Annotated in this window: 16 protein-coding genes and 1 pseudogene; 3 read left to right on the forward strand and 14 right to left on the reverse strand. The window is 47.5% G+C overall.

The genetic code is table 11. The annotated features are described in order from the left end of the window. Positions 1-232: 232 nt before the first annotated feature. The 8 genes from glcT to BLQ13_RS02210 all read right to left on the reverse strand — a co-directional run bounded on the left by glcT (position 233) and on the right by BLQ13_RS02210 (position 9499). Positions 233-1087 (reverse strand): glucose PTS transporter transcription antiterminator GlcT, encoded by an 855-nt coding sequence (gene glcT, locus BLQ13_RS02175; RefSeq protein WP_090915486.1) that lies wholly within the window; start codon positions 1085-1087, stop codon positions 233-235. 167 nt (positions 1088-1254) lie between these two features. Then, positions 1255-2808, reverse strand: coding sequence for a flotillin family protein (locus BLQ13_RS02180; protein WP_090915488.1), 1554 nt, complete (start codon positions 2806-2808; stop codon positions 1255-1257). A gap of 86 nt (positions 2809-2894) precedes the next feature. Continuing rightward, positions 2895-3431: an NfeD family membrane protein gene (locus BLQ13_RS02185; protein WP_090915490.1), complete on the reverse strand. Its 537-nt coding sequence runs from the start codon at positions 3429-3431 to the stop codon at positions 2895-2897. Positions 3432-3737: 306 nt separating this feature from the next. Next, positions 3738-4901, reverse strand: coding sequence for an iron-containing alcohol dehydrogenase (locus BLQ13_RS02190; RefSeq protein ID WP_090915492.1), 1164 nt, complete (start codon positions 4899-4901; stop codon positions 3738-3740). Positions 4902-4993: 92 nt separating this feature from the next. Then, complete coding sequence (locus BLQ13_RS02195) at positions 4994-5524, reverse strand: MSMEG_1061 family FMN-dependent PPOX-type flavoprotein (protein WP_139168843.1); 531 nt, start codon at positions 5522-5524, stop codon at positions 4994-4996. 189 nt (positions 5525-5713) lie between these two features. Further along, a complete protein-coding gene (locus BLQ13_RS02200) occupies positions 5714-7312 on the reverse strand; it encodes a UDP-glucose--hexose-1-phosphate uridylyltransferase (RefSeq protein ID WP_090915496.1) in 1599 nt (532 codons plus the stop codon). Positions 7313-7326: 14 nt separating this feature from the next. After that, on the reverse strand, positions 7327-8316 hold the full coding sequence (gene galE / locus BLQ13_RS02205) for a UDP-glucose 4-epimerase GalE (RefSeq protein WP_090915498.1): 990 nt from the start codon (positions 8314-8316) through the stop codon (positions 7327-7329). A gap of 1 nt (position 8317) precedes the next feature. Then, positions 8318-9499 (reverse strand): galactokinase, encoded by a 1182-nt coding sequence (locus BLQ13_RS02210; RefSeq protein ID WP_090915715.1) that lies wholly within the window; start codon positions 9497-9499, stop codon positions 8318-8320. Positions 9500-9665: 166 nt separating this feature from the next. Between BLQ13_RS02210 and BLQ13_RS02215 the strand changes: the two genes are divergently transcribed. After that, the gene (locus BLQ13_RS02215) at positions 9666-10634 is read left to right on the forward strand and encodes an AraC family transcriptional regulator (protein ID WP_090915500.1); all 969 of its coding nucleotides are present in this window, start codon (positions 9666-9668) and stop codon (positions 10632-10634) included. A gap of 84 nt (positions 10635-10718) precedes the next feature. Here the strand turns inward: BLQ13_RS02215 and mgrA are convergent, their stop codons facing one another. The 6 genes from mgrA to BLQ13_RS02245 form a co-directional block, all read right to left on the reverse strand. Then, positions 10719-11735: an L-glyceraldehyde 3-phosphate reductase gene (gene mgrA, locus BLQ13_RS02220; protein ID WP_090915502.1), complete on the reverse strand. Its 1017-nt coding sequence runs from the start codon at positions 11733-11735 to the stop codon at positions 10719-10721. 143 nt (positions 11736-11878) lie between these two features. Then, a complete protein-coding gene (locus tag BLQ13_RS02225) occupies positions 11879-12619 on the reverse strand; it encodes an NAD-dependent protein deacylase (RefSeq protein ID WP_090915504.1) in 741 nt (246 codons plus the stop codon). A 48-nt stretch (positions 12620-12667) separates the two neighbouring features. After that, entirely contained in the window at positions 12668-13435 is a 768-nt protein-coding gene (locus BLQ13_RS02230; protein WP_090915506.1) for an HAD family hydrolase, read from the reverse strand. A gap of 27 nt (positions 13436-13462) precedes the next feature. Further along, positions 13463-14239, reverse strand: coding sequence for an alpha/beta hydrolase (locus BLQ13_RS02235; protein ID WP_244159183.1), 777 nt, complete (start codon positions 14237-14239; stop codon positions 13463-13465). Positions 14240-14322: 83 nt separating this feature from the next. Then, a complete protein-coding gene (locus tag BLQ13_RS02240) occupies positions 14323-14988 on the reverse strand; it encodes a bifunctional 2-keto-4-hydroxyglutarate aldolase/2-keto-3-deoxy-6-phosphogluconate aldolase (protein ID WP_090915508.1) in 666 nt (221 codons plus the stop codon). A gap of 90 nt (positions 14989-15078) precedes the next feature. Beyond that, the gene (locus BLQ13_RS02245; protein WP_090915510.1) at positions 15079-16044 is read right to left on the reverse strand and encodes a sugar kinase; all 966 of its coding nucleotides are present in this window, start codon (positions 16042-16044) and stop codon (positions 15079-15081) included. Between the two features lie 232 nt (positions 16045-16276). Between BLQ13_RS02245 and BLQ13_RS02250 the strand changes: the two genes are divergently transcribed. Then, on the forward strand, positions 16277-17317 hold the full coding sequence (locus BLQ13_RS02250; RefSeq protein WP_090915512.1) for an acyltransferase family protein: 1041 nt from the start codon (positions 16277-16279) through the stop codon (positions 17315-17317). Between the two features lie 120 nt (positions 17318-17437). Then, positions 17438-17686, forward strand: a pseudogene (locus BLQ13_RS02255) (KGG domain-containing protein); the annotation flags it as partial. Positions 17687-17755: the final 69 nt, after the last annotated feature.

A 17755-nucleotide genomic window follows, 5' to 3' on the forward strand; every position in this document is an offset into this window, starting at 1 on the left:
CACAAAAAAGGCATGAACTAATAAAAGTGAACTGCGCCTACCTTGGGGTATAGCATACCCTTAATAAGGTAGAACAATCACACTCTAATTAACTCATGCCTGATCGAGTCAGTAACACGTCGCTTATGTTTATTCAGTTGCTTGATTACGGTCACCATTGTAGCACCACTTCGAACGCATTGCAAGCCTTTACAGGAAAAAACGTGATTTCGCTAAAATTTCTGACATGATTTCACTTATTCTCTTCTTCTTTCCGTTGATTCAGTCGCTGTAAATGTATCGTTAGATACCCAACTTCTGCCGGATACACAGGCAATTTTAGTCGTTTCTCCATCACCTTCGTGAGTTTCCATGCAAGCGAGTACATTTCGGGGTATTCTAATTTGAGCAAGGAATCCAGCTTATGCAGTTCCTCCACCTTATCTCCACGGCGTACACGTTCCAGGGCAAACCGAAGGTGAGTTAACAGACGGGAATAATCCAAAGACTGCGTTTCAAATGAATAGTCGAGTTGGTCTGCAACCAGGTTTACCAGATCCGTAATTAATTGAGAATGCTCTCGTACTTGGGATATGTTCTGGTTCGTCATCGCGCTATAGATATGCAGAGCCACAAAACCAATCTCATCTTGGCCGAGATCCACGCCCATCTTTTCCTTAATTAAACGAACGGCATATTCCCCCATCCGATACTCATCTGGATAGATCTCTCTTGTCTCATATAAAAAAGGATTTTGGATGATTATTCCCTGCTCCTTGCGTTTAAGGGCAAAAGAAATATGATCTGTTAACGCAATATGAATATGTTCATTAAGCGGAACGTCCGTACGCTCTGCGATATACGTGATGACTTCGTTAATAATCTCAATTAAAGCCTCATCCACCTGCGGAAGAAGTTGCTTGTACTGCTCCTGCTCCTGCTGGTTTTTCAAAATAAACATCTTCTCCACAGCCGTCAGTGGGATGTCATCACTCGGCTTCCGGTTAAAGCCGATGCCCTTGCCGATGACCACAACTTCGCCGTGTTCAGGATGCTGTGCAATAATTACATTATTATTTAGTGCTTTATCTACATGCAGGCTGCTCATTTTTGCACCTCTTTTTTTCACACCATCTTGGATGTGCCTGACACATCTTCAAACCAAATCAAAAAAAACATCCGGAGCGGGCAAACCGCGCCGGACGTCTCGCTTAAAAAGTAACAAAAATTCGCCATAAGGTCAATAGACCAGCCATGTAATTAAGCTGCCATTTCTTACTCTTTACTATCGCTACGCTCTACAATGCTCTCGATAATAGGTGACGTCTGTTTTACTGATTCACTCGATTGCACAGCCACTGGTGTAGCTGTTTTCGATTTGGTCAATCCTTTGATCAGTTGTTCCACGTCGATGCCTGACACACTTTTCAACATCTCAGGTGCAGTAGCCATCAGTTCCGTGACGTAGTTGCTGACACGTGCAGCACCCTCGCCCTTACCTGTATCTACTACCGTCAACTTGTCAATCGAGGAGATTGGCTCAGCGATTTTACCAGCCAGTTCAGGCAACATTTTGACAATGATATCGAGTACCGCAGCTTCGCCAAACTTCTGGAACGCCTCAGCCAATTTTTCTTTGGCTTCCGCTTCGGCAAGACCGCGAAGACGAATAACTTCTGCATCGGCTGTACCTTTTGCACGCTCTGCATCCGCAATGGCCTGACCTTCAAGTCGTTTCTGCTCGGCTGTTGCTTTCGCTTGTGTTTCGATGGAATACTGCACTGCATCAGCTTCACGCATCCGTTTTGCTTTATCCGCTTCCGCAGCCTGCTCAACAGCATAACGATCCGCTTCCGCTTTTTTCTTCACTTCCGCATCGTATTGTTTCTCACGCACCGTAATCTCTTTTTCCTGTAGGTCAATCTCACGTTCTTTACGTACGAGTTCTACTTTCATCTGCTCTTCTACAACCGTTTGTCTTGCGCGTGCTTCATGGATATGATACGCCTGATCCGCTTCCGCCTTGGCTGTATCCTGATCACGTTTAAAGGCCGCGACCTTCAATTCTTTCTCTTTGGCTGCCTCAGCAATGTTGGTATCACGCAGCAACTCGGCCTTCTGCCCTTGTTCTTCGGCATTTGCCTTCTGAATCCGTGCATCCCGCATCGCTTCCGCTTCGGCAATTTCAGCATCACGTTTCACGGCTGCGATTCTTGGTTTACCGAGTGCATCCAAGTACCCTTGTTTATCACGGACATCCTTAATGGTAAAGGAAACGATCTGCAGACCCATCTTTTTCAGATCCCGTGCGGCCACGCCTTGAACCTCTTGAGCAAAACGATCTCTGTTCCGATATACCTCTTCCACCGTCATCGTACCGAGAATGGCCCGTAGATGCCCCTCCAGCACTTCCTGGGCTTCTCCCCTCAGCGCGTCAACAGGTTTGCCGATAAATTGCTCAGCAGCCGTTGCAACGTCTTCTACAGCGCTTCCGACCTTGATGATCGCCACCCCGTCAGCAATAACAGGAACACCCTGCTCTGTGTAGACCTCAGGCGTGGATACATCGAGCTTGTGTGACAGTAACGAAATAAATTCAGACTGCTGGAACACAGGCAGGATGAACGCACCGCCGCCGCGCACGATTTTGATTTTACGTCCTGACTCATCTTCCGAAATATTTTTGCTACCCAGGAATGAACCGGTTACAATCATCGCTTCGTCGGGACCGACCGTTTTGTATCTCGCCCAGAAAGCTAAACCCAGAATCAAAATTACACCAACAACCACAACAGGAATCAACAATACATCCCAATCCAGATTACCCATTCACATCTCTCCCCTTATCTCGTAAGTATGAAAATTCATTTTTTTGCTATCGTCAGTTCCCCGCATTATTAGGAAATTTCACTGACCTAGACATCCTTAAGTACATCTTCTTCCCACTCGGATACGCGCAATACTCCGTCCACCACATCAATGACAACCACTCGTGCCCCCGCCGCAATGGGTAGCTGTTCGAAGCTGGTCGCTGTCTGAATGGTGTTACCAGATGCAAAACGAATCATGACTTCACCAAATCCGTTTGCCGGTATCGGAATCGTGATTTCACCAATTTTGCCCGCTAACTCCTTCATGGAGAAAGCAATTGAAACGTCACTGTTACGCATCGGCTTGATATATGCGAAAAATACCAGCATGGCTGCAGCAATACCGATCAGCAGGGATAAGATCAGATTCGACATCACACTAAGAGAGCTGTACCGCGTCAGTAGTATGCCTGCTCCACCAAAAGCAGTGATGGATCCCGCCAGTACAACAGGTTTAAAAAAATCAACACCAGGCATTTCGAAAGCACCATCCAGCAAACCGTCAATCAAGTCACCTAGCACCAGACTCACGATGGCAAAAACGGCACCTCCGATGAGACACCCCCAATAGATTGCTTCCATCCCCTCTTCCTCCTCTCCGCTGCAATTTCTCCCAACTGTGCATTCCACATGTAAATAAATACGTACATCTAGGCAAAATGTTTCAAAATCTTTCCTGAGTTGTATTGAGAAGCCGCTAATGGGTATTAGCATCATATTATTCAGGAATGCTCCATTTCTCTCTTCCATGCCAATTCACGGTGTGGAATCATAGAAGTGATTCACAGTAATCCAGACACTAAAAAACGCAAGCCTCCAGCAGGAGACTTGCGTTTATATCAGTAGTCCAATAGATATTAAGCTTACACATCAAGCTTCTTAATTCACTTACAGCGAAGCTTTGTAGATGGATACCACATCTTCACGTTGCAGCTTTTTAAAGTTACCGAACGGCCCGAACAGCATCGCTTTATCCGCCATAACCTCAATCTGACTGTCATCAATATCATAGTCGGCCAGACGGTTTGGTGCACCAATGGATGTCCAGAACTTGCTGAGTGCATCAATGCCTTCCTCGGCAATCTGTTTGTCGGATTTACCTTCAGGGTTCACGTCAAACACGTTGATCGCAAGACGTTTGAAACGATCTACCTTCACATCAAGGTTATGTCTCATCCAGTGCGGGAACAGAATTGCAAGTCCACCACCATGCGGGATGTCGTAGACCGCAGATACCGCATGTTCAATATTGTGTGTTGCCCAGTCTCCTGCAAGTCCCATGTTCAGCACGCCATTAAGTGCCATTGTTCCGCAATACAGAATCGTCTCACGAAGTTCATAGTTCTCCAGGTCATCCACCAAACGAGGAGCTGCTTCCATTACTGTACGCAGAATCGTCTCGCAGAAGCCGAGTTGAACAGGTGTGTTCGGATCCAGATGGAAATAATGCTCCAATACGTGAGACATCATGTCCACCATACCGTATACCGTTTGGTCCTTAGGTACCGTGTATGTGTTTACGGGATCAAGAATGGAGAATGCAGGGAAAGAATGCGCACTGCCCCAGCCCAGTTTCTCTTGTGTCTCCTGGTTTGTGATTACGGAACCGGAGTTCATCTCTGAACCAGTAGCCGCCATGGTAAGCACTGTACCGAGTGGAAGAGCGTCTTGTGCAACAGCTTTACGCTGTGCAAAGTCCCACATATCTCCATCATATTTCGCCCCAACGGCAATCGCTTTGGCGCAATCAAGCACACTACCGCCACCAACAGCCAGAATGAGCTCAATACCGTTCGTCTTACACAAGTCCACGCCTTTATGTACAGTGGACAGACGCGGATTCGGCTCCACACCTGCGAGCTCCGTTACTTCTGCTCCGATTTCCTTAAGCAAACCAAGCACTTGATCATACAGTCCGCTACGTTTAATGCTTCCACCACCATATACAAGCAGAACCCGTTTGCCGTATTTCGGCACCTCGGTTTTCAGCGCTTCGAGCTGGCCTTTACCGAAGATTAGACGAGTCGGGTTATAAAATTGAAAAGATCTCATGATCTATAATCGCCTCCAATGGAGTTTAGTTTTTAGTGCAACCTCAATTATAGTACCCCTTTTATAGAAAAACAAATCGATAGCCGCTCACTTTAGTTCAAGCCGTTAATCTTCAAATGTGCCTGAAGAAGCTCGTTTACGGATGGCAATTCTTCGGATTTTGCCCATGTTGCAGCGTCCCATAATCCTGCCTGATGAAAAGCACGCGGACAATGAATGAAACATTCCTCGACTTCAACAATGACGGCTGCTCCAATCGTTTTACCTTCCCAGTTCATGCTTTTGATAAATTCTTCATCCTTTGTAATCCGAGCTGTTCCATTGATACGCAGCACTTCATTCAAACCCGGAATCACAAACAACATTCCTACTCCTGGATCTGACAGAATGTTCAACAAGGAATCGATTCGACGATTTCCTGGGCGTTCCGGGTACACCAGTCTATACGAATCAAATACACGAACAAAGCCGGGTTCATCCCCACGCGGTGATACATCACATTTTCCATCCTGATCCGAAGTGGACAAGAAGAACAAGGGTGACTTCGTGATAAAATTTTGAACATGCGAATCCACAAACGGGATTACTTTATTGCGCACACGTTCGCTGGATTCTCCAACCATGCTTTTAAGTTCCTTGGCATCTGAGATAAATGGAAGATCAAGCGGCTGCTTTTCCAAATAAATCGTCCCCTTTTCCTTATGTAGTGTGGGTCATTCTAACTGTTCTTCTTTCGTTCCTTACTCTATTATACATCTCGAACCATGCCAAAAAGCACCCGTTCACAATTGAACGGATGCCAAATGGTCTTCCTACTCGGTATAGCCCATGCTACTTACGAAGCGACGGAATGCTTGACGTCCAGCTTCATCATGTTTGTACACACCTGCATGCTCCAGAATTTCGGAGAATTTCAAACCTACCTGCTGTTGTACAAGTGTAACCGCTTCTTCCTTCGTCAAGCTGGAGCCATGCCCCTGCTTCAACTGTTCTGTCCACGGTACATGTTTGTTCAGCTCGTGATCCGCTGCCTGGGCAGCTTCTGCAAGCTGTGTATTACCCGCCAAGATGTCGGCAATGCCATCCAGCTCTTGCTTCAGGCGTCCCGGCAAAATAGCCAGTCCCATGACTTCGATCAAGCCGATGTTCTCTTTTTTCAAATGGTGCATTTCACGGTGTGGATGGAAAATTCCTTCCGGATGCTCGTCATTTGTACGGTTGTTACGCAACACGAGATCCATCTCAAAACCGCCATCCGCACTACGGCGAACAATCGGAGTTACCGTATTGTGAGGTACTTTCTCTCCGTCTACTTCGCTGAACGCTTCGATCTCCACTGTCGAATCACTATACACCTTCCACGCTTCATAGACCGCGTTACCCGCTTCTAGCAATTCTGCAGGATCATGGGAATGCAAACGCATCACGGACATCGGCCATTTGACAAGACTAAGTGTCAACCCTGGTGCATCTGCATGACGGAAGACCGCCTCTGGCTGTGCGTTTTGAATGGCAAACGTATGACGTCCACCTTGGAAATGGTCATGAGTCAGAATGGAACCGCCCACGATCGGAAGATCAGCGTTAGATCCGATAAAGTAATGCGGATATTCCTGAACAAAGGCAAGCAGTCTGCGCAAGGTATCCTTCGTCAGTTTCATCGGCACATGATCATGATGGAAAATAATGCAGTGCTCGTTGTAGTACACGTACGGCGAGTATTGGAACAACCACGGCTCATTGTTAAGCTGTAGCGGAATGACACGCAGATTCTGGCGAGCCGGGTGATTCACCCGACCAGCATAACCTACATTTTCACGACACAGCTGACATTTCGGATATACCGGAGGTGGAAGCAATTTCGCCATAGCGATTTCCTTTGGACTCTTCTCCGGCTTCGAAAGGTTGATCGTTATCTCCATCTCGCCATAAGCGGTATCCTGCGTCCAATAGACGTTCTTGGATACGCGATCCATTCGGATGTAGTTCGAGTTAATGGATAAGTCATAAAATTGCGATGTTGCCGCCTCGATGCCTTCCGTTTGCTCCGTATGGCGGAAAGCACGCACAACTTCCGATGGGCGCGCCATCAGATGACCCATAATTTTCGCATCCAACAGGTCACGGAAGGTATCGCTATTTTCAGGAATGAGTCCAATTGTATATCCATAGTCAATGAGAGTGTCCAACATGGTCTGCGGACTATCAGGAACTGTAGCATGCAATTCACCGGCGTAAGGCTCCGAGAATCCGAACTGTTCCATCAGCAGGTTGCGACTGTAATCATAGTCCGCTTCCTCGATCAATTTTTTCTGTAAGGCAAATTCGACCAGACGCTCAATGGCATGCAGTGCTTCCTGCTGCTCGGGTGTACGCTCTGTGGCCTCTGCTCCAGGTTGAGTCTGTGACATAAGATGTTCGCCTCCTAGTTTTTTCCGTAGCCTTCCGGGCGTGATTGATGCCAGTTCCATGCGCTTTGAATGACATCTTCGAGATTTGTCCATTTTGGGTTCCAACCCAGAACGGATCTTGCTTTCGCAGAAGATGCCACCAGCACAGCCGGGTCACCTGCACGACGTGGTTCCTGAACAACCGGAATATCCAGGCCTGTTACTTTTTTAGCGGTTTCGATCACTTGTTTTACCGAGAATCCAGTGCCGTTACCCAGGTTGAACACGTTGCTGTTCTCCCCTTTGCGCAAGTAATCCACTGCACGCAGATGCGCATCAGCCAGATCACTAACGTGGATATAGTCGCGGACACATGTGCCATCCTCTGTTGCATAGTCATCTCCGAATACAGCGATATGCGAACGTTGTTTCAGTGCCGTTTGCAATACAAGCGGAATCAAGTGACTTTCCGGCTGGTGATCTTCACCGATTTTGCCACTTTCGTGTGCACCGGCTGCATTGAAGTAGCGCAGGGAAACGTATTTGATATCCTGCACTTTGTCGAACCAGGACATCATGCGCTCCATCATCAATTTGGTTTCACCATATACATTCGTAGGCTCCGTACGGTCGCTCTCTTCGATCGGCACTTTCTCAGGCTCACCATAAGTTGCTGCTGTAGATGAGAAGACGATGCGACGTACATTCGCTGCATTCATTGCTTCAAGCAGGCAAAGTGTGCCGAATACGTTATTATCGTAGTATTTAGCCGGTTCTTTCATGCTTTCGCCGACAAGCGAGTTCGCCGCAAAGTGAATGACAGCATCAATTGAATTTTCCGCGAACAGTTTCGTCAGGATTTCCTTGTCACGCAAATCACCTTCATACAACTTACCGCCAAGCAATGCCTCGCGATGTCCTGTTTGCAAGTTATCCAGTACAACGACTTCTTCGCCACGTTCGAGCAATGCTGCCACCGTATGAGATCCAATATATCCTGCTCCACCTGTCACCAAAATTGCCATTTTACTTCGCCTCCTTGAGTTCGTTAACACCTTCGCCTACACCACATACATAGAAATCACCTTTGAGACCGGTGCGTGCTTCATATGCTGCACCCACTTCACTCACAAAACGTTCCACATCATTCTCATGTACCAGAGACACCGTACATCCACCAAAACCTGCACCCGTCATACGTGCACCCAGTGTTCCTGGAATTCGCTGCGCTTCCTCAACCATGACATCCAGCTCGTTGCAGCTAACTTCATACAAATCACGCAACGATTCATGTGAAGCATTCATCAACTGTCCAAACGTCTGCAAGTCATTGTTCTGCAGCGCTTCTACGGATGCAAGTACTCGTGCATTTTCTTCTACAACGTGCTGGGCACGCTGTCTGACTTTCTCATCCTTGAGCTGATCCTGTAAGGTGTCAAACTGCTCTGGCTTTAATTGAGCCAGGTAATTCAGTGCAGGCAGCTGTTCCTTCAAAATGGCAAGTGCCTGCTCGCATTGAGAGCGCCGCTCATTGTAAGCCGAATCAACCAAACCACGGCGTTTGTTTGTGTTACCGATAATCAGTTTGTAAGCACCTGTACGGAAAGGAACCTTCTCGTACTCCAGCGTATCACACATCAGGAGAATCGTATGATCCTTCGCCCCGTTGGCTACAGCAAACTGATCCATGATGCCGCAGTTGACACCAACAAACTCATTCTCTGATTTCTGGGACAAAAGCGCAAGCTCCACGGTGTCAATGTCGAGTACTCCTTCCATGGATTGAATCGCATACCCGGTGAGAACCTCCAGAGATGCTGATGAGGAAAGTCCTGCGCCATTTGGTATTTCACCGTGGTAGAGGAAATCATACCCTCTCGTCACTTGCACACCTTTGCCTTGCAGCTGTACCATGACGCCTACCGGGTAGTCCGTCCACTCCCCCGTTTTCTCCTGACCAATGGAGGCTCTGTCCAGAGTCCCCTCGTAAGCCATATTGGTAGAAGCCAGCTGTAATGCGTTATCCGTACGTTCACGAATGAGCAAGGTTGTGCCAAACTCAAGCGCGGCCGGGAGCACATAACCACCGTTGTAGTCGATATGTTCACCAATCAGATTCACACGCCCAGGGGCATGGAATACACGGATGTCCGCTCCACTTTCTCCGTACCTCTCAATAAACTTTTGTTGCAAATCAGTTACATTCAAAGCTGATGCACCTCGCCTCTTTGTTGTGGTTTTCTTAATGTTATTATACAAGGAAGTGACCTCTCTTAAAATGAAACCATGTGTGATTCATATGGATAAATGTGACCTTTAATCATATAATGAATCTAACGACTGAAGCTCTAATCAACGGAAAGAAGGATTCCACATGAAAGATTCCAAAACAAATCCGGCAGAAACATCCCATAACACAACAGGTTCATCCAGTTCGTCCAGCTCCAGGCCCTCACAGGAAACAGCCGTAAGCAAAAGCGGAGCACTTAGTTATTCGGTTGCCTCCAATCCCACCTATGATAACCGAGGGGCACTTCATGTCCTGTTTGCTGGTGCAAGCCAGACTCTCCCTGGACATGCACTTGGACCGAAGCTATATGATTATTATCTTTTGCATTATGTAGAAAAAGGAGCCGGTACGTTCCGTACGGAGCTTCACACCTACGATCTCGCCGCAGGTGATTGTTTTTTGATCCATCCGGGACAACTGGTAAGCTACCAGTCCCATAACCGCAAGCCGTGGCAATACCGCTGGATTGCCTTTACAGGCAGTGAAGCTGCCGGGCACGTCGAACAGGCCGGGTTTAGGCCCGAGAAATCGGTTTTTCATGCCGGTACAGCCTGTGACATATCCAACTGGTTGTCGGTCATGCAGGACGCTTTTGCCGAGCGAAAAGAAAGCGCACATTATACATCACTCGGTACACTGTACATGATTTTAGCCGAGGCCCAGACCCATCTCACCGAGGGACAGACATTAACATCAGGAGAATCCTCCATCCGGCGGACGGTAAAACAGATGATTCAATATATGTCCACGCAGTACGCTTACCCCGTATCCATTGAACAAATGTCGGAGAGTCTCGGATATAATCGTGCATATCTCTCGCGTATTTTCAAGCAGGAAACCGGGCTCACCCCTGTGACCTATTTGTTGAAACTGCGGATCGACAAGTCACGTCAATTGCTTCGGGAACGTCCAGACTTGTCCATTGAACAGGTATCTGCATCTGTTGGTATGCCTGATGCTCTGTATTTTTCCCGTCAATTCAAACGTTTCCACGGCGAAGCCCCCACTCTCTATCGGGAGAAACTGCTTGCGCGTCCGCTACGCTCAAAATAAAAAAAGTGCATCTTACCTTTATGGCTAAGATGCACTTTTTGTGTATGATTTATTTCTGAACACTACCCTAATATGGGACAGGTTCTAATCTTTGTTTTTATTCGTAGACTCTGGTCGCAAAATGGATTCAATCCGCTCCAGTTCCTCCGTGGAAAACTCCAGCTGACTAAGCGCAGCTACATTCTCTTCAATCTGAGACGGACGGCTTGCGCCAATTAGCGCAGACGTGACTCTTCCATTGCGCAGTACCCATGCCAGTGCAAACTGGGCAAGACTCTGACCACGGGATGCCGCAATCTGATTCAGAGCACGTACCTTACGAAGTGTTTCGGGAGAGATATTATTTTCATTCAAAAATACAGAAGGACCTTTGGCACGGGAATCTTCTGGAATGCCATTCAAATATTTGTTCGTAAGCACACCTTGCTCCAATGGACAGAATGCAATACTGCCTGCTCCGTATTCGTCCAGCACATCCTGAAGTCCATCTTCAATCCAGCGATCCAGCATGGAATACCTTGGTTGATGAATCAGCAATGGCGTACCTAAGCTTTTCAAGATCTCTGCCGCCTGTCTCGTTTGCTCTGCAGGATAATTGGAGATACCAACATAAAGTGCCTTGCCGGAACGAACCATATGATCAAGTGCCATCATTGTTTCTTCCAGCGGCGTATCTGGATCATAACGGTGTGAATAAAATATATCCACATAATCCAGTCCCATTCGTGTAAGGCTCTGATTCAGACTGGATATCAAGTATTTGCGAGAACCCCACTCACCATAAGGTCCTGGCCACATATAATATCCGGCTTTGGTGGAGATAATCAGTTCATCCCGGTACGGTTTCAGATCCTGAGCCAGCACCTGACCAAACAGTTGCTCTGCTGAACCTGCAGGTGGGCCATAATTGTTAGCCAGATCAAAATGTGTAATGCCGAGATCAAATGCACGTGTAATCATGTTGCGTCCATTCTCCAGACTGTTAATTCCACCAAAATTATGCCACAGTCCAAGTGAAATCGCTGGCAGCTTGAGGCCGGAACGTCCCACGCGGTTATATTTCATCGTTTCATAGCGTGTTTCAGCAGCTACATAGACCATCATGAATCCCTTCTTTCCACAGGTTCGCGCATCCTGTATCCAAGCCTTAGCCGGAGGATGCAGTAATTCAGTCCATTTTTATAAGGCAGAAGTTACTTCACAACCTTGGTTACCCAATAAGCTGATTCACTAACAACCTTAAGTTAACCAATAAGCTGGTCTACACCCTTCATTACCTCGCCAATCGGCTCTGTAATCAACAAGTCTGCCCGGTGATCGTAAGCGGTTGGTGTGGCATTGAGCAGAACGGTGTGTTTTCCCTGAAAATACGTAATTAATTGAGCTGCTGGATATACCGTCAACGAAGTCCCACCTACAAGCAATAAATCTGCTGAAGACAGGGCGTCGATGGCATGATACAACGTTGCCTGATCCAGTTCTTCTTCGTACAAAACTACATCTGGCTTGACCACACCTCCGCATGACGAGCAACGAGGTACAACCTCTTTCGAATGCATAATGTCATGCAGCGAATAGAACTGCTTGCAATCCATGCAAGCATTGCGATGAACCGAACCATGAAGCTCCAGCACATGACTGCTGCCTGCCTTTTGATGCAAACCATCGATGTTTTGCGTAATGACAGCGTGAAGTTTACCTTTCTGCTCCAGCCTGGCAAGTAAACGATGACAACCATTCGGTTCCGCATCGGGATGAAGCATTTTCCCCCGGTAAAAGTCATAAAAAATATCAGCGTGCTGATCAAAAAAATGTCGGCTTAACAGTTCCTCTGGAGGATAAGGGGAGTGCTGCTCCGTCTGGTACAGTCCCGCAGCCGAGCGAAAGTCGGGAATCCCGCTTTCCGTTGAAGTTCCGGCTCCTCCGAAAAAAACAATGCGTGAGCTTTCCTGAATCCAGGCAGCCAGTTGCTCTGTTGCGTTCATCCTCTCTCCTCCTTTGATTTCCTTATACATACGAACATAGCGCAGGATCTATAACACAATACCTAACTCATCATAATGACGAATGACGGCGTCCGCATCATGCAAATGCGCACTCTGGTCCGATGGAAGACAGTACCCCAAAGTATATGTTGCTCCTGCATGGCGGCCCATTTGCATATCACCGTTGCTGTCTCCAATGACTACAGCCTCATGAGGCTCAACCGCTAATTCCCGGCAAGCCAGCAGGAATGATTCACCATCGGGTTTGCCGCGCGTTACCCGGTCACAGCCTACAATCGAACTGAAAAAGGAACGGATGCCCATCCAGTCCAGATGTGTCTCAGCCGCTAATGTACTGTCGGAAGTCACCACTGCAAGCTGAATGCCTGCTTCCTTACAACGTTGTAGTAAATCCAGTAATCCAGGCATGGGTTCAGCGGATTTCCGCTCTCTTACAGACTTCATCGCTATACTTGAAAACTGGCGTATCGTTGTAATAGCTTCGTTCCATGGCGTACCCGTAGCATAGAGCTGACCTGCCAACCAGCCGTTACATTCATCTACAGTTGCAATGGCAAGCGGCCCTTGCACATCGTAGCCGCTGAGATGACCTTCCGAATCGTGAACCGTACCCAGCACATGTTTGAGTTCCACGGTAAAAGAGGCATCACGTTCTCGCATCCATGCTTGCATTTGCACGAGCATACTCTCAGCCCAAGGACCCCATAATTGAAGAAAATCCAGCAAGGTGCCATCTTTGTCAAACAGAATTGCCCTGCAGGGGATCTTCTCTCCCTGCACCTGTAGCAAAGCCACTCACCCTCACCTCCGCTGAAAAATAGACTACTTGATAGTATCTAACCAAGATAACAACGTTTTGACCGTCTGCTTCAACTGATCCTCTTCACTAATTGATGGCTCACCGTCACCCTTCTGATGACCATAGTCACCAAACTGAGCGTGGTTCCCTCCTTCAACGGTGTAATACACGGTATCTGGTGGCAAATACATGCGTCCAGCCTGATACTTGGTCATATTTACAACTTCATCATTCGTGCCGAGAATGGATAAGGCCGGAATATCCAGCTTCTGCACACTTCCTTTTTCATCCGGATAGGACGCCAGGAAAAAAATGCCGTGAAGGGCATCTGGATGTGCCACTACATATCGTGCAGCCATGGAGCCACCTAACGAGTGACCACCCATGACGAACTGCTCTTCAGGGTATGCTGCCAAAATATCATCGGCCAGATCGGGTTTGATTACAGCCAAATTTACCGGCATCTTAGCAATAATGGTATGATGACCAGCTACAGCGAGCTCATGAGCAAGAGGAGCATAACTTTCTGGTTTAACTAATCCGCCAGGATAGAAAAGTATACTTTTTCCAGTTGCTTTAGGTTTATCCGGCTTAAAATCGATCCAATTCTCCTGCTCACTGACGGTAACCCCGCCGGATGTTTCCATCGCAGCCTGCGCTGCTTCCTGTGGGCCATAAGGCGTGAGCAACTTCCATGCAACATATCCGCAACCAATAACAATGAGCGCCAGAAGTACGAGCAGAAACTTGCCAATGCCCCTCTTCTTGCGCCCCGTATTATAACGATTTCTCAACATCATTCACCTTTCTACACTTCCGCAAATTACCGCGGCTTATGGAAGCGGGAGCCCACTTGTCGCAGGCTCCCTTCCATCTTGAAACATTATTCAGCCTTGGCTTTGCGATAAGCTTCCATATATTGTTCCGCTTTGCGGCGGACATGACTCAAATCTCCCGTCTTCACAGCTTCCGACGTCAGGTCAGAGCCGATCCCGACAGCTACTGCTCCACCTTTGATCCACTCACCAAGATTGGACAAAGACACACCGCCTGTTGGCATGAAGTTCGCCTGTGGCATAGGACCTTTCATCGTTTTGATAATGGATGGATCATACAGGTTACCAGGGAACAGCTTGATAATATCCACGCCAAGCTCCAGTGCACGCTGCACGTCAGCAATGGTCATGACACCCGGCAAGATCGGCACACGATACAAATTACACATCTGAACGGTCTCAGGGTTAAGAGATGGTCCTACGACAAACTCGGCACCTGACATAATCGCAGCTCTTGCCGTTTGCGCCTCAAGCACAGTTCCTGCGCCAATAATCGCGAATTTCTCCGGATCTTGCGTATTCCAATGATACACACGGCTTAATTTTTCGATCGCTTTGAGCGCACCCGGAACGGTCATCGTAATTTCGATAACCTTGATCCCACCCGCGATTGCCTGCTCGGCCATAGCAATGACCTGGTCAGCTGAATCTGCGCGCAGAACCGCCACCACACCATTGTCCGTCATCTTTTGCAACAGTTGAAGCTTCTTCATTTCATTCTCTCCCTTGTTCATGTGGTGGTTGTGTATACAAACTTTACATTTTTAAAGAACGAAGATGAGTCATCCTGATTTTAACGCGACTTAACGCTCGACGTGAGCAACATTATTCAACTTGGCCTCGACCTGTGCCCATGTCGGGAGTGCTTCCCAATCCCCGACGGCCTGAATAACCATTGATCCGTTCAAATTACCAAGTCGGGTCGCTTCCTGCGGAGTGTATCCTTTTAACAGACCCGCTAAAAAACCTGCACAGAATCCGTCTCCAGCTCCGACAGTATCAAGAACCTGATCTGCTTTAAAGTACGGAACTTCCGTTAGGGTACCATCCGCAAGTACGTAGGTCAAATCAGGCCCACCCTTAACAATGCACACGGCATCCATGGCAGCTAAGCGTTCAAGCACCTTATCATCGCTTTCTTCGTTATATAACAGCTTCATCTCATCCAAACCTGGTAAAAAGTAGTCAGCCTGTTCAGCCAAACGTAGTAATACAGGGCGTGCCTTCTCTGCTGACCATAGCTTCAGGCGCAGATTCGGATCGAAGCTCACTTTCACCCCTGCCTGCTTGGCAATATGTATGGCGGCTTCAACCGTGGAAAGACCTGATTCGCTAATCGCTGCAGTAATACCTGTGACGTGCAAAATCTTGGCCCCGGCAATATATTCCGGATCTAGATCATCCGGTGTCATCGCACTGGCCGCGGATAACTTCCTATAATAATGCACCGAAGCTTTCCCGGAAGCGTTCTCACGAATCATCAGGCCTGTAGGTTCATGATCACTTAATTTGGCCCGGGATACATCCACACCTTCGCCGCGAATAGCTTTTAGAATCATGTTTCCGATCGGATCGTTGCCAAGCCGTCCAAACCAGCCGCTGGTATGTCCAAGGCGTGCTACGCCAATGGCCAGATTGCTTTCGGCACCTCCGAACGTCTTGTCCAGTGTAGCTGCATATTCAAGCCCTCTCGTATCTCTGGCCGTCAGCAACCCCATACTCTCCCCGAATGTAATAATATCAGGGCTTTGAAAGGGACTCGTTGACATATTGCCTTCCTCCTTAATATTGACTACCTCATCTTCTTCTACCATTGTCATCCCGTATGCAACCGTTGTCAATCCCGAAGCATTCTTTTTGTTGTCACATCTTTGAGAAAAGATAACGTTTACTAATGTGAATTAAATCACAATCATTAAAGTGAATCCATATTAACCTTAGTACAGATGTATATAACGAATGCAGATAAACTTTTAATGAAGTTTTCGAGGGGGCTACATCATGAGAAAACAGATACTGATTCAACATGATCAGGAATCTTTCTTTTACAATCTTCGCTTTATGTTAATTGTGTGCGTACTTGCGGGAAATGCACTAGAACCACTCATTACTCGCTTTGCCGGAGCAGAGGCATTGTTTCTGTGGATTTATACGTTTCATATGCCACTGTTCGTTTGGGTGACCGGATATTTTGCCAAACCTTCTATTCAGGGTGCCTCGGGGCGCAACGTGCTGAAACAGATTGCACTACAATATCTGCTGTTCCAAACGTTATATGCATTGATGGATGCGACCGTGTTTCATACACCCCATATGCGCTTATCCTTCTTTGCACCGTACCTGTTGTTATGGTTCCTTGCCAGCCATTTCTGCTGGAGGTTACTTGTCCGTCTCACTATCTCTTGGAAACCTGTATATCGGTTGATTGCTTCAATCGCACTGGGAGTCATTGCCGGTTACTTGCCTGTCGACGGTTTTTGGCTCAGTTGCAGCCGCACCTTTGTATTTCTTCCATTCTTCGTAATTGGATATGACTATGGTGCAGCCATCCGTGCGCGCCTGCTCCCAGGCTGGGGCCGTAGAGTAGCCGGAATCCTATCTGTTGCTCTGCTGGTCTATATTGCATATGGCGGTTTAAACATTCCGCAAGGATGGCTGTTTGGAAGCAAAACTTATGCAGAACTGGGGCATCAGGAGTGGTATGCCGGGATTTTCCGGCTTGGCGTGTATCTGCTGGAGATCATCTCCGCTACACTTTTCCTTGCCTGGGTTCCGAACTTGACCTCCAAACTGACAGACCTGGGGCGTCGTACTTTGTACGTCTTCCTTTTACACGGATTTCTTGTACGGCTTGCGATCTGGTCAGGGATCTACAGTTATATGGGTAGTGCACTCTTCATCCCGGTTATCCTTGGTATTGCTGTGCTCTTCTCGGTTACTCTGGCTCACCCGCTTGTACGGCATACCTTTAAAGTACTCATTGAGCCGGACATCTCCCGGATTTCAATTCATCGACATGGTGTTTTCAAACGTTCTGCTTGAGATTTAACTCATTCCTATTATCCAACCGTTTCCATTTAAGTTGTTTCATGCTGGAAAAACTGTGGTAATTCAGCATACACGATGCAAAAAACAACTTATCATGGTAAGGAGTGATTTGTAATGGCACAAGGGCAGACATCAGAACGCAAGATGAGCAGAGAAGAAGCCGGAAGGTTAGGCGGGAAAGCTACATCAAGAAACCATGATCGGAGCTTCTACCAGACGATTGGTAAAAAAGGTGGCGAAGCGACTTCGGACGCTCATGATGCAGATTTCTACAAGGAAATCGGACGTAAGGGCGGCGAAGCGACTTCCGAAAACCATAGCAAGGAATTTTATCGCGAAATCGGTCGCAAAGGCGGAAGTAGTTAAACTGAGCTTATAAAAGACGTATACCATTCAAAGCGAACCTCGCTTTAACTTAATTCAGAAGCCAAA

It is taken from the genome of Paenibacillus polysaccharolyticus, from assembly GCF_900102085.1.
In the GTDB taxonomy this organism is placed as follows: Bacteria; Bacillota; Bacilli; order Paenibacillales; family Paenibacillaceae; genus Paenibacillus; species Paenibacillus polysaccharolyticus.